This is a genomic window from Butyrivibrio sp. AE3004 (genome assembly GCF_000703165.1).
In the GTDB taxonomy this organism is placed as follows: Bacteria; Bacillota; Clostridia; order Lachnospirales; family Lachnospiraceae; genus Butyrivibrio.
Genome location: NZ_JNLQ01000002.1, coordinates 2,529,894 through 2,544,567, shown reverse-complemented (window position 1 = coordinate 2,544,567; position 14,674 = coordinate 2,529,894). Strand labels below are relative to the sequence as shown.

The following is a 14,674-nucleotide window of genomic DNA, read 5'->3' as shown; positions in this document are numbered from 1 at the left end:
TTTTTATAATAAGCAGATGTACGGGACAAAAGTGATTTTTGTCCCGTACTGATGATTTTTTCAGGATTAAAAATATAACCTTGAAATGCCGGTAATTACAAATTTATAATTAAAGGAGAATAATAGTTGAAGAACTATGAAGATTTATGTTTTACAGACGATTTCATGTTTTGTAAGATTTTACAAGAAAATGAGGATCTCTGTAAGGAACTTACGGAATTAATTCTGGGGCGTAAGATAAGAAGGATAGTCAAAACTGAAAAACAGAAGGCAATCCAGATAGCTCCGGATGGACATGGTGTCAGGTTTGATGTGTATTTCACAGATGATGAAATGAATGTCTATGATATTGAAATGCAGAAGTCTGATACTAAGGAACTTCCTCTAAGAAGCAGGTACTATCAAGGGATGATTGATCTTGATTTCCTTGCTGCAGGAAAAGAGTATAAGGAATTACCGCATAGCTATGTGATATTTCTCTGCAAATTCGATTTGTTTAAGCGTGGTTATCATAAGTACTCATTTGTTCCTAAATGCAAAGAAGTAGAAAATCTATTACTGGATGATAAGACTGATAGAGTATTTATTTGCTCCGGTGGTGATAAAAATGATGTTTCGGACGATATGAAAAATTTCATTGATTACCTCGCCGGAATTACGACAAACAGTGATCTTGCTTGCAGATTAGAGGAAAAGGTTAAAGAAGCGATTGAGAAGAGCAGATGGAGGAAAGAATATATGACACTCCAGGAAATGATGCAGGATGAATTTGAAGAAGGCAAGAAGCAGGGCATAGAACAAGGAATAGAACAAGGGACGGATAGGCATCTTATAAATCTAATTTGCAAAAAGTTGTGCAAGGGGAAGGATATCGAAACTATTGCAGATGAAGTTGAGGAAGACCTTGCTGTTGTTCGTGCTATCTGTGATATTGCCGGTGGCTATGCTCCAGATTATGATGTGGATGCTATCTATAATGCATTAAAAGCAAAAGAAAAGTTGCCTGTCTGAGATATTGTAAAACTGCCATAGACTTCTATTCACAGCAAGTATACTTGCAAAAATTATTAAAGGCCGATGAAACTTATTAAAAGCGACTAATTCAGTTGATGATGGAATTAGTCGCTTTTTGCTTACTTTCGTATATAGTTGAATAAAAATAATAATAGTAATACAATATCCGTAAATAACGATATTCATGTGGAGGAACTTATGACAATAGGGCAAAGAGTGTTTCATCTTCTGGAAGAAAAGAATATGACGCAAAGAGAGTTTTCAAAGAGAACCGGAATTGCAACCACAACAATCAGTGATTGGAGAAAGAAAAATACTAATCCGGGATCGGATAAGATTATGTGTATATGTGCTGCTTTGGAGGTTTCCCCGGAATATTTGCTTTCCGGAGTTACAGAGGATAGCGAGAGGGGAAGGAGCGTGGATTATATGGTTATTCCCAGCGGAACAAAAGAGAGAGAACTGATTGAGACTTTTAATGATATGGATTGGCTCGACAGGGAGCATTTGCTTGATTATGCTAAAAAGATACATGCAAGAACATTAAAGGATGAAAACTTTATGAAAGAAAAACGTGATTCTATGGAGAAAATCGCTGAGTTTTGCAATATAGAAATGTTCATGGATTCATCGTTCCAGGGAGAACCTACTCTTGCAGTGCATTATATTGATGATGATGTAACTGGGGATATAGATATTGAGAACGAAATAGTAAGAGGTGAGTTTTCAATGTATGTACTTCCTGTTATTAAGGAGTGGCTTAGTGATAATAAAAAGAGACTGCTGAAAATGTGGAAAAACAAAAGAATAGAATTGTTACCGGATTGGGAGTAGATGCTCCTAAATATAGATTATTTCAATGACAAAGCCCCATATTTGGCGTATAATATCCCTATAGAGTTACATGCTCTATGGGGATTTTCTTATGAGTTTATACTGAATGAAAAAAGTTGGTATCTGGGGGCATATTGTATTCTGATTTATTAGCGGCAGCGCGCCCGGATTATGGGCGATATGCCGCTTTTTTGATGGGCGATAGATGAGAGATTAGTTGTTATGGAGAGGAGATAAAAGACATTGTGTCTTTAAGGAAACAGCATGAGAGTAGTATTGCATATGGGGGATCCGTATACTTTGGAAAATCCTTGCTCTAAGCGAATGAACGTTATTGCTGCTGAGTTAAGGAAACGAAACCATGATGTGGTTATTTTAGCACCAGATACTCCTGGAGTAGATAGAGTTGAAGGGGTTATATATTGTAAGACGCCTCCTTTAAAAAGAAAAACAACAATAAATAGATTAACTAATCAAGTATGCTTGGCTTTAAGCTCGTTACATAATGGAAAAAGAATAAGGGATGTTGATGTTGTATTAACGACATGCCCCCCACCACTTATAAATATAGCAGGAGAAAGAATTGCTAAAATACATAGGGCAAAACTAATTTATGATGTTAGGGATATTTGGCCCGATGTTGCGCTTGAGATGGGGAGCTTTTCTAATAATAGTATATATGCTAAAGTGTTTGCTTTTATTAGAAATTATATGCTTGATCATGCTGACTTGATTACGGCCGTAAGTGATGGAAAAGTAGAAAAATTGAGAAAATATAATCAAGAGAAAAAAATAATAAATATTCCAAATGGATTTAATCTGTCTTTTTATAATTTGGAATTAAATCAAGATATTTATAAAAATATTAAGGCTAGAGGAAAAACCATTTGTACATATGTTGGGAATATTGGCTTGGCTCAAGGACTGGAACAACTTATCTATTTGGCTGAAAAGTGTTTGAATGAAATTAGTTCTATTCAATTTTTGATTTATGGCTCCGGAGCAGAAGAGGAAAAGCTTAGGGATTATGTATCAAAAAAAGGGTTAAAAAATATTTCCTTTGAAGGACGACTACCAAACAAGGATATGAGAACTGTTCTGGAAGCATCTGACATTATTTTTGTGTCATTGGTTAATGCGAATTTGAAAGATAGCGTACCTACAAAATTGTATGAAGCATTAGGAGTTGGATGCCCAGTGTTCCTTGTGGCTGAGGGAGATTCTGTTTCAATATTACGTGATGTGAATTTGGGAATAGATGCAATTCCAAATAATAAAGAGGATATTTGGCTTAAGTTTAAAAAAATGTTTTATACATTAGACAGTATTAAGGAAAACAAGATAAGTGCGATTAATAAGATACATAATGAGTATTCTCTCCAAAAATCAGCAAGAATAATGGTGGATGAAATGGAACAAATGGTAAGTGGAGATGAAGCTATCGAAATACTATTGGACAATAATAAAGCTTAAACCAATCCAAATTCTATACCAAGTACGCTATAGGATCTTTGGGTATAAAGGTGGTAATTATAAAAAAACATATAGCCTATCAGATAGTATTAATATTTCTATAAGCTCATTGGATGAAGATGAAGAGTATGTTCAGCGGTTTATGCCAGAGGAGCTTTTAAAGAATCGAATATGGCTTCTTAATGACATGGAAGTTTGGGAGCGAGGGAAATGGCAATACATATCTAAAACACATTTGTGGAATTTTAATCTCCATTATTTTGAGTTTGGTATTGCACTTGCAGTTAAGTACAAGCAAACTCTCGAATCAAAATATTATGAGAAACTAAAGGAAATGTATTGTGATTGGCACAATACATGTTTCAACTCTTTTCAAGGAGATGCATGGCACCCGTATACAATATCACTAAGATTAAAGAATGTATTGATTATTTATGAATTATTGGAAGATGAAAAGGATGATTGGTTTAATGAAGTTTATAAAGATATAACAGTACAATACGAATTTTTAAAATGTAATCTAGAAAAAAATTTGATGGGCAATCATTTCTTTGAGAATCTAGTTACTTTATGCATATGCGCAACCTTTTTAAATGATGAAAAATACAAAAATATATTCTTTAGAAATTTGCTTAAACAAATTGACGAACAGATTTTAGATGATGGTATGCATTTTGAAAGAAGTTTTATGTACCATAATCTAATTTTAGAAGATCTTATTAGGTTATATAAAATTAGTAGTATTGAAGTTAGAGAGGTATTAAAAAATAAAATCAAGCTTATGCTTGAATGTATCATGGAGTTTGAGAAAGAAAATAGGATACCGGCATTTAATGATTCAGCGTCAAATGTTTCGAAGAAAAAATCTCAATTAATTAGTGCTGCTAATTCGGTTGTAGATATAAGGATTTTGGGCAAGAACCAATTACCAAAAGGTGGATTTTACAAATTAGAGAAGTACTTAATGACTGTGTTTGTAGATGCAGGTGATTTCTCGCCGAGGTATATATCAGGGCATGGACACTGCGATATGTTGAGCTTTGAATTGTTCTATGATCAAGCCCCTATTTTTGTAAATGCAGGAACATATCAATATCAATCTGAGTATAGGCATTACTTTAGAAGTACCATGGCTCACAATACCTTGAAAGCAAAGGGCGTAGAACAATCAGAAATATGGGGAGAGCATAGAACGGGAAGAACAGCCAAAATAGTACGGAAAAAGATAGATGAAAACTCTATTAAAGCAGAAATGACTGATTATAAAGGAAACAAGTTAAAACGATTTATTTCTGTTAATAATAATGGAGTCGTTATAAAGGATAAAGCAACAGTACCTTTCGTAAGTTATTGGCATATCCATCCTGATAATGTGGTTAGCCAAAAATCAAAAAGTGAAATTGAAATAACATCAGTTCATGGACTGAAGATTTTGCTGATTGCGAATAGTGGAATATTTGTTGATGTTTCAAATGAAAATAAATATTCTGAGGAGTTTGGGATATGCTTGAATTTGCCAACGTTTGCTTCTGATTCTGAAGAGGTAAGCATACAAATAGTATAGGGGAGTAAGATGGTTAATGTAATTGGATTAGGATACATTGGATTACCAACAGCACTTATGTTAGCATCTCATGGAATTGAAGTTGTTGGAACTGATTATAACAATGATATAGTTGCATTATTGAGATCAGGAAAAACATCGTTCAAAGAAAAAGGATTGGATGAGTTATACAAAAAAGCTGTTGAAGCTAATATAAAGTTTACCAATGAATATCAGATTACAGATATCTACATAATTGCGGTTCCTACACCATATGATAAGTTCACTAAAAAGGTTGATCCATGCTATGTGATTACTGCAATAAAATCGGTTTTAGATGTTTGTCCTAAAGGTGCTACGATTGTTATAGAGTCAACGGTTTCACCAGGAACAATCGATAAATATGTACGACCTACAATAACAGAAGTGGGGTTTGAAATTGGAAAGGATATTCATTTGGTGCATGCACCTGAGAGAATCATTCCGGGGAATATGATTTATGAGCTTATTCATAATAATAGGACAGTAGGTGCAGATGATATTGTTGTTGGAGAGCAGATAAAGAATCTTTATTCATCATTTTGTCAGGGAGAGATAGTGGTAACAGATATTAGAACTGCCGAAATGACAAAAGTCGTGGAGAATACATATAGGGCTGTAAACATTGCTTTTGCAAACGAATTGGCAAAGATATGCAGATATGATGGATTGGATGTCTATGAAATTATAAAGATATGTAATATGCATCCTAGAGTAAATATACTTCAACCAGGACCGGGAGTTGGTGGGCACTGTATATCAGTTGACCCATGGTTTTTGGTTGGAGATTATCCACATTTAGCTAAAGTTATTGATGAATCTATGAAAACAAATGACGGTATGCCGGATTTTGTACTAAATCGTATATATGAAATCATGCAAGAAAACAACTTGACGGATTTTTCTAGAGTTGGTTTGTATGGATTGACGTATAAAGAGAATGTCGATGATATGCGAGAGAGTCCAACACTTCAATTACTTGAAAGTCAAAAAAGACATCTGTCGAAAGGGCTGAAAGTATATGATCCATTTGTTGTACAAGATGTAGTTGAAAACCAATACCATAATCTAGATGAGTTTTTAGATGGTATAGATTTAGTTGTAATTATGGTAGCTCATGATGAGATAAAAAATAGACTGGATATTTTAAAAGAAAAGATTGTTTTTGATACTAGACATATTTATAAGGGAGACTGCTATAGCTTATGAAGCAACTTTTTTTATCTGTAAAAGACGGTTCTGTGAATTTAATAGAGACTCCTCCTCCAACAGTAAAAGATAATACAGTAGTTATTGAATCAATGTATTCTGTTATATCTGCAGGAACAGAGCGAATGTTGGCATCTTTTGGTAACAAAAATTTAGTTCAAAAGGCACTTGAAAGACCTGATCAGGTTAAGAAAGTGACAGAAAAGATGTCTACAGATGGTGTGTTGACAACATTAGAAGCTGCATTTGGGAAATTGAAGGATCCCATGCCTATGGGGTATTCGGCTGTCGGAAAAGTGGTCGAGGTGGGTAGAGGTGTAACAGGAATATGTGTTGGAGATATTGTTGCAGCTGTAGGGCAGGCTTACCATAGTGAAATTAATAGAGTTGGTAAAAATATGATTGCCAAAGTACCTGATGAGATTACAGATATTAGGCAATGCGCTTTTGCGGCTCTTGGAGGAATTGCTCTTGAAGGTATACATCAAGCGGAGATTATGCCGGGGGAATCAGTAGCTGTTATAGGATTGGGGTTATTAGGGCATATTACTGCAAGAATATTATATGCATATGGTTGTGATGTTATTGGCTTTGATGTAGCAGATAAGACTTTGGAAGGTACCAGACTTAAAGCTTTTATAAGATCAGATGATGATAATGCAGCTGATAAAGTTAAAAATCTCACTTATGGTAGAGGAGTGGATAAAGTAATAATTACTGCGTCAACTGATTCAAATGGACCTATTGATTTGGCTGAAGCTATTACAAGGGACAGGGCAGTTATTACGATGATTGGCGTTACACGAATGGAACTAGATCGCCGATCATTTTATCAGAAAGAATTAAGCTTTAGAATTGCAAGATCATATGGTGCAGGAAGATATGATAGTTCATATGAAGAGGATGGGGTTGATTACCCTATAGGTTATGTGAGGTTTACCGAGGGGAGAAACGTAGAGGAATATTTAAGACTTCTTGCAACTGATAGATTGGATATTTCAGATATTATAACTCATGAGTTTTCATTTGATAATGCGACAAATGCGTATGAAATGATAACGAAGAATCAAAATAAAGAAAACTATATAGGGGTGTTGCTTAAATATGATTTTGATGCGACAAAGTATGAAAGCACTATAATTCGAAGTAAAAAAGTAAAAATAGGTAATGGAAAAATAAATGTTGGAATGATAGGAGCCGGATCATTCGCGAGAAGCGTTATTTTGCCAACAATGAAAGATAATGGGAAGTATAATTTTGTAGGACTTGCAACAACCGGTGGAACTTCAGCAGCGCAAGCAAGTGCGACATATTCATTTAATTATATTACAAGCGATTATAAAAAACTTCTAGATGATAAAAGTATTGATTTAATAGTTGTTTCCACTCAACATAATAGTCATGCTAAATTTATTATTGAAGCGCTTGAGGCGGGAAAAAATGTTTATTGTGAAAAACCGCTTTGTTTAATGAGACATGAATTAGATGAAATAGAGCAAGCATATCATAAGTCACAAAAGGAACTATTCTGCGGATTAAATAGGAGACATGCGCCACTTATTCAAGAAATTAGAAAAGAACTTAAAACTGATAAGATACCTGCAGTTTATGTGTATACTGTTAATGCTGGCTTTGTTCCTGCTGATCATTGGACTCAGAATGTAAAAAAAGGTGGGGGCAGAATAATTGGCGAGGCGGTTCACTTTATTGATACTATACAAAGCCTTGATGGAAGCAAGATAGATGGGATAAACATAGAATATGCTGATAATAGTGCATATCCAATGAATGATAATGCTATTATTACGCTGAAATTTCAGTCAGGAGCAGTTGGCAATGTAATATATACATCTATGGGGAGTAAAAGGTATCCTAAGGAAACATTGTGCGTCTTTAGTAGTGGAGGTGTATATGAATTAAGAAATTATACTTCATTAATAAAGTATACAAGCAATAAAAAAAGTACTATAAAACTAAAACAGGATAAAGGTATAAAAATGGAATATGAATATATTTATGATGTAATAAATAATCACCGTAATAATAATTCCATTATATCTATAATAAGTTTGCATAAAAGAATATTTGAGACAATAAAGAATTAAATATTGAATATGAGTTCTGAGAAAAAGGATTATGAACATAAATAAGAATATCGTCAAAGTAATGCGTTTTTCGCAGTTGTATGGAATTAGAAGAACAATAATTAAAGTTGCAGGAAGGACAAGAAATACAAAACTACATTTTTTTTTTCCAAGGAAAAAGGTGCCTAAAAATGTTTCATTAATTGGATGTGGCCAATATGGGTTCGCTACTATTTCGTACTTTTTATATAAATATAAAGGCTCGTGTTTTTTAGAATGCTATGATATAGATAGAGAAAATGCGTTATCAACTGCAGATTTTTGGGAATACACTATGGTTGATAATTGGCGTGATTTGCTAGAAAATCCGTTGTGTAAATATGTTTATATTGCGTCTAATCATTATACGCATACAGACTATGCTATTGAGGCCATTAAACAAGGAAAAGTTGTTTACTGTGAAAAGCCAATTGCTGTTAATCAAGAGCAACTTAATCGCTTAGTAAGTACAATTAATAAGTATGATGCAAAGATTTATTTTGGGTATAATAGACCTTTTTCAAAAGCTGTTGAGGATCTGGTACCATTTATAAAAAATACTCATATGCCAGTATCAATGAATGCATTTGTAGCAGCTCATAAATTAAATAAATGCCATTGGTATAATAATCCACAGGAAGGAACCAGAATTTGTGGCAATATGGGCCATTGGATTGATTTGGCTATGTATTTTTTTGAATGTAGAGGTTTTGTACCTAATCGTTACGAATTAAGTGTTACGTGTGCGGATATTAATGATCCGGATGATAATGTAACAGTTAGCTTTATGACAGAATATAAGGATTTGGTTACTATTACACTATCTTCAAGAGCAGAACCATTCGAAGGAATAAATGAGACTATAAATATTCAGGTAGGTGATTTGATATCTAAAATAGATGATTTTAGATATCAAACCATATGGTATCAGGATAAGATGAAAATAAAGCGATATAGACCAAAAGATGTTGGACATGCTAAATCTATATTGCAACCATATTTTATAAATTTGCGAGATAATGCAACCGTAGTTTATTCAACAAAATTAATGCTTGCTATTAAAGATATGGTTATAAATAGAGAAGATAAAAAAGTCTTTTATTTAAAATGATAAGAAGAGAATATGGGGGGAATAATAAGTTGCCAAACGTGAGAGTCTTGGTAATTTCTGATGGGCACATGCTACGCACGAAGGATGGTTTAGTATGGAGTCAAAGCGTATATGACTATGCGTTTTATGCAAGATATGCATATGTTTTTGATGAAGTTCTTGTCGCTGTTAGAATAGTAGATATTAATTCATTGGATCATGAGGGATATCCATTGCTATGCAGTGGGCCTAAAGTTTCTTTTTTAAAAATAGATGATTTTACTGGGGTAATAGGATATTTAAGAAATTTTTTTAAAATTAGAAACCATTTAACAAGTAATAAGGGGGCGTATGATTGTGCGATAGTGAGAATGCCAAGTATTATAAGTAATCAATATGCATGTTTTTTGATGAAAAATGGGATTCCAACTGCATTAGAAATTGTTAATGATCCATGGATATATTATGAAAATTTTCTTTTGAAATTATACTTGACATATACACAAAAGTATTTTTGCATGAGAGCGATTGGAGTATCATATGTATCTGAGTATGTGTTACAAAGTCGATATAAGTGTAGAGCGCTAAATACAAATAGTGATAATTGTTTTTTTACAGAATCTTATTCTTCTGTATATTTGACGGATGATTGCTATTTTTTTCCAAAGATATATGAAAAAAAAGAAAAATATCGATTTATACATGTTTCAAATTCAATTAATTCCTATAATAAAGGACATATGGAAACCATAGACATTATCGCGGGTCTGAATAAAAGAGGAATCAATAGTACAGTGAAATTTATTGGTGATGGGTGTTGGGTTGACAAATATGTTGAGTATGCGAAAAAAATGGGAGTGGCCAATAAGGTGGATTTTGTTGGTAGAGTTTCTGGTAAAGATAAAATTGCAAAATTACTACATGAAGCGGATGTTTTTTTACTACCAACGCATGGCGAGGGGTTACCTAGAGTTTTGTTAGAGGCAATGGCAGCTGGTACTGTATGTGTAGCAACTAAAATAGGCTCTATTATTGAGATACTGGATGACGATCAGATGGCAAAGAAAGGAGATACATCAGAATTTATAGCAAAAATCAGGGAATTGCTAAATAATCCGGATAGAATGAGTGTTTTGAGTGTAGAAGGTTATAAAAAATCAAAAAGATATCACAATAAAGTTTTACAAACACGGCGTAATAGATTTTATCAGAAGCTGAGAAATGAATTAGGAGAAAGCTGAATGATTGTTTTTTTTACATTTATTGCTATGTTGATTATTGCAATGTTAGCGTATTCATTATCTTCATATAAGTTTTTTTCACTTACATTTTTGTCATCAGCTATGTTTGTATGTGTTTTACTTTTGTACTTTGTATTCTTTGAGTATTTAGGAAAAGATATTACATGGAAAACATCGTTTGTGTTGATTGGGGCAGAGCTTTTTATAGCAATTGGAGAAATTTTAGCAAGACCTAGAGTGTATATTAGTGATGAAAGCTTGGAAAAAACTAGAGCCTCCATAGTAAAAAATAGAGAATTCTTCGGAAATCAATTGATTTATGTATCATCGATACAAATATTATTCACATCAATATTTGTATATATAGTTGCTGGGGTTAGATATATGCGACTTTATAGAATAACAAAAGAAAGTGGAGTAAATGTTAATTTTTTTTCTTTGATCTCAAAGGCAAGAATACTATATATTTCTGGTGAAATAGAATTTGGACCTATATTAGCGGCAGGGTACTATATTACCCAATTAATAGGATATATTTACGTATATTATTTTATGATAAATTTACTTATAACTAAGAAAATTAGGGTTGCGCTTCTATTTCCAGTAGTGGGATATTGTTTATGCATTGTTTCAACTACAGCGAGAACAGAGTATATTAAATTGGCATGTGCATTTGTTGTTTCATATTTGTCATATTGTATATATACAAGTATCAATAATATTAATATATTGAAAATTGGTAAATGGGCATTTGTTTTTGGTGCATTTTTCTTTGGATATGGTTTTGCTGTTCGTGGGGTAAGGATGGGGGCAGGGGTGGAGGCTGTAGGAAAGAACATTGTAGCGTACTCTTGTTCAGCTATTTATGGAATTGACTATTACCTGAATCATCCATGGAGAGAGAACCAATATTTTGGAAAATATACGCTTGATGCCATATATTCATTAGTTGGAAAGCATCCTTCTGTGGGATTTGAACCTTTTTTCTTTATGAAAAATGCTAAAAGTAATATATATACTGCTTTAGTGCGGCCTATACAAGATTATGGGATTTTGTTGATGTTATTTTCTAGAAGTCTTTTGGGATTTGTTTGTGCGAAGTTACAAGGAATCTATTTACATACAAATATTAATTCTAAATGGTATTTATTTTGGTATATAATCGAATGTCATGTGTTGTATATTTTTTTACTAATGCCTATCGGAGATAAAACCTCCATAATCCTTCTAAATCCTAAGTATTTAGTTGAAATTATAGTTGCATATATCATTATCATTTTTTTTGGAATGGATAACGGACAAATAGTGAATAAATGAGGTTTGTAAATGAGAGTATGTACTATTATTGTGACTTATAATAGAAAAGAGATGCTTTTAAGATGTATAAAAGCATGTCTTTCTCAGACGTTTTCTACAGATATATTAATATATGATAATCATTCGACTGATGGTACAGGAAAATATCTAAAACAGGCAGGTATAATAGATAAGAGGAATGTTATTTATTATTATGCAAAAGAAAATTTAGGTGGAGCGGGTGGTTTCTCTACTGGATTAAAGATGGCTTATGAAAGAGAATATGATTTTTTTTGGTTAATGGATGACGATGGATACCCAGCGAATGATAGATGTTTGGAAATGTGCTTTGATTCATATAATAGTTTAAAAAATGATGATGTTATATTGAATTCTGCAGTTGTATGCGATGATTATGAGACGCTTTCTTTTGGTACGGGGGGATTGAAAACGATTACAGATCTAATTGCTAATTCACAAAAAGGGGTTTATAGAGATTTTATATCACCATTTAACGGAACTTTGTTATCTAAAAATGTTGTAAGAAAGATAGGATTTCCTAGGGGAGATTTTTTTATAAAAGGAGATGAAACAGAATATATTCGACGAGCTCAAAGCAAGAATGTATGTTTGTTTACTTCAGTTAATTCATTGTTTGTTCATCCTAAACTTTGCTTAGAAAGGAAAAGGGTATTATTTTTTACGTATGAATATGCGGAAGAGTCTTTTTGGAAGGAGTATTATCATACGAGAAATTATGTGTACATATATAAAAAATATTATGGTAAACAAGTGTTGATGAAGCATTTTGTGAGAACTATGCTCAACTGTTTGACTTATAAAAACGATAGGAAAAAAAAACGAAGATATGCTCTTAAAGGATTGATTGATGGTATTAGAGGGAATTTTACTAATATAGATATAAAGACTTGATATTTTGAAAGCAGTTTTTGACAATAGATGAGAAATATACGAAAAAACTATATTTATAATTTAATATATGAAGTGTTTATGCTAATAGTTCCAGTAGCAGTTACGCCTTATGTTTCAAGGAGTTTGGGAGTATTTGCTACTGGTTTATATAGCTACAAATTTTCTATTGTAACATATTTTGTCATGTTTTCTTCTTTAGGATTTCCAAGATATGCGCAAAGAATTGTAGCAAAATATCAAGGTAATATATATATACAGTCAAGAATATTTTATGAAATTATTATAGCTAGAATAATTCCAGTAGTAATATCTTTATTTTTTTATACTGGATTTGTTTTTTGTTTTGGCGAAAAGAATAATAAACTCTTTTTGATATTGATGATTCATATTGTTGCGTCTGCATTTGATATAACCTTTTTTTTTCAAGGAAATGAGTTTTTTGGTACTGTAGTTGTAAGGAATATACTAATAAAATCTATTGGCTATTGTCTTATATTTGCAACAGTAAAAAATGAATATGACGTAAATAAATATGCAGCTATACAAGCACTAATCGTGTTAGCAAGCAATGTTTCGTTATGCTTTTGCTTAGCTGGTAAAATAAAGAAAGTTCCATTAATTCAAATACATCCACTTAGGCATATACATGGTTCATTTATATTGTTCCTTCCAACAATAGCTACATCTGTTTATACTTCCTTGGATAAAACATTACTAGGAATTATCACAAAAAGTAATTTTGAAAATGGAAATTATGAGTATGCTGAATATTTAGTGAAAATGTCTTTGACAGTTATTACTTCTCTTGGATCAGTGATGGCAGTCAGAAATGCATATGAATATGAGAAAGGCAATATCGATATAGTATTAAAAAATATAAATAATGCAATCCGTTTTACAATGATGGTTGGAATACCTTTTACTATGGGGATTCAAGTTATAGCAGATGGATTTGTTCCATGGTATTTAGGAGAAGGGTATAGTAAAGCTGCGGTTATTATGAAAATAATGGCGCCTTTAGTTATCATAATTGGAACTAGTAATGTAATTGGAATACAATACTTGATTCCAATAGGAAAAGATAAAGTATTTACCATAAGTATTGTTACTGGGGCATTAATCAATTTTATATTGAATATAATACTTATCCCAAAATTGATGAGCTATGGTGCCGCCATTGCTTCTGTAATCGCCGAAGCTACTATTACAGCAATCATGATTGTTTGCTCTAAATGTGTCATAAATGTATTGACTGTACTTCGTCAGTCATGGAAATATGCATTAGCAGCAGTGATTATGTATAATGCATGCGCATATTTAGAGCGAAGGATTACATATGGAGTATTAAGTACAATAGGTGTTATTATGATGGGCCTATTTATTTACTTAACATGTTTATTATTTTTTAGAGATGATTTTTTTAACTATAATTTATCCAAGATTCGAGAATCAATAAAAAAGCATTTTTAGAAAGAAGCTGTTTAAGATTTGTTTGAGAAATATTTTTGCATATTCAAAGGTTAATCAATTTTGGGGATACTGGTATTTTTATAAGTGGGTATTCCCTAGAAGTGCTGAGATAATCCTATGGGAGAATTATGCAATAAATAAGCTCGGGGAATGCCAAGATAGTGCTTGCGTATAAATGATTTTTATATAATTAGTTTTTTTGAAAGGTGCAGTTGGATTTCAGTATTATATTTGTGGTGTTTGATTGATGTTGTAGTAAAAGATGATGAAATGTAAAAAATGTTGAGGTTACAATGATGGAAAATAAAGTAAGTGCTATAGATTTTCTAAAACTATGGTTTGCTATTGGGATTATGGGATTACATACAAATGTACTGAATGTATTCAATAGTTCAGTACAATATTATGT

11 protein-coding genes are annotated in these 14,674 nt (G+C 32.5%); all 11 read left to right on the top strand.

All coding sequences use genetic code 11. The features are described from left to right. Positions 1–126: 126 nt before the first annotated feature. The 11 genes from BV60_RS0113980 to BV60_RS0113930 all read left to right on the top strand — a co-directional run bounded on the left by BV60_RS0113980 (position 127) and on the right by BV60_RS0113930 (position 14,265). Positions 127–1,011: an Rpn family recombination-promoting nuclease/putative transposase gene (locus tag BV60_RS0113980; RefSeq protein ID WP_051656746.1), complete on the top strand. Its 885-nt coding sequence runs from the start codon at positions 127–129 to the stop codon at positions 1,009–1,011. 201 nt (positions 1,012–1,212) lie between these two features. Further along, on the top strand, positions 1,213–1,848 hold the full coding sequence (locus BV60_RS22780; RefSeq protein ID WP_081846697.1) for a helix-turn-helix domain-containing protein: 636 nt from the start codon (positions 1,213–1,215) through the stop codon (positions 1,846–1,848). A 264-nt stretch (positions 1,849–2,112) separates the two neighbouring features. Then, a complete protein-coding gene (locus BV60_RS0113970; protein WP_029322713.1) occupies positions 2,113–3,321 on the top strand; it encodes a glycosyltransferase family 4 protein in 1,209 nt (402 codons plus the stop codon). Between the two features lie 109 nt (positions 3,322–3,430). Beyond that, on the top strand, positions 3,431–4,885 hold the full coding sequence (locus BV60_RS0113965) for an alginate lyase family protein (protein WP_197029568.1): 1,455 nt from the start codon (positions 3,431–3,433) through the stop codon (positions 4,883–4,885). A gap of 9 nt (positions 4,886–4,894) precedes the next feature. Then, the gene (locus BV60_RS0113960) at positions 4,895–6,112 is read left to right on the top strand and encodes a nucleotide sugar dehydrogenase (RefSeq protein ID WP_029322710.1); all 1,218 of its coding nucleotides are present in this window, start codon (positions 4,895–4,897) and stop codon (positions 6,110–6,112) included. Next, positions 6,109–8,217 carry a bi-domain-containing oxidoreductase gene (locus tag BV60_RS0113955; RefSeq protein WP_029322708.1) on the top strand — a complete coding sequence of 703 codons (2,109 nt, stop codon included), beginning with the start codon at positions 6,109–6,111 and terminating at the stop codon, positions 8,215–8,217. The genes BV60_RS0113960 and BV60_RS0113955 overlap by 4 nt, the downstream gene beginning before the upstream one ends. Positions 8,218–8,248: 31 nt before the next feature. Next, positions 8,249–9,346, top strand: a complete 1,098-nt coding sequence (locus tag BV60_RS0113950) for a Gfo/Idh/MocA family protein (RefSeq protein ID WP_029322706.1) — start codon at positions 8,249–8,251, stop codon at positions 9,344–9,346. Then, the gene (locus BV60_RS0113945) at positions 9,343–10,566 is read left to right on the top strand and encodes a glycosyltransferase family 4 protein (RefSeq protein ID WP_029322704.1); all 1,224 of its coding nucleotides are present in this window, start codon (positions 9,343–9,345) and stop codon (positions 10,564–10,566) included. Before BV60_RS0113950 ends, BV60_RS0113945 begins: the two co-directional genes overlap by 4 nt. Next, entirely contained in the window at positions 10,567–11,883 is a 1,317-nt protein-coding gene (locus BV60_RS0113940) for an oligosaccharide repeat unit polymerase (RefSeq protein ID WP_029322702.1), read from the top strand. A gap of 9 nt (positions 11,884–11,892) precedes the next feature. Continuing rightward, a complete protein-coding gene (locus BV60_RS0113935) occupies positions 11,893–12,795 on the top strand; it encodes a glycosyltransferase (protein ID WP_051656745.1) in 903 nt (300 codons plus the stop codon). Between the two features lie 27 nt (positions 12,796–12,822). Further along, the gene (locus BV60_RS0113930; RefSeq protein WP_081846696.1) at positions 12,823–14,265 is read left to right on the top strand and encodes an oligosaccharide flippase family protein; all 1,443 of its coding nucleotides are present in this window, start codon (positions 12,823–12,825) and stop codon (positions 14,263–14,265) included. Positions 14,266–14,674 lie beyond the last annotated feature (409 nt).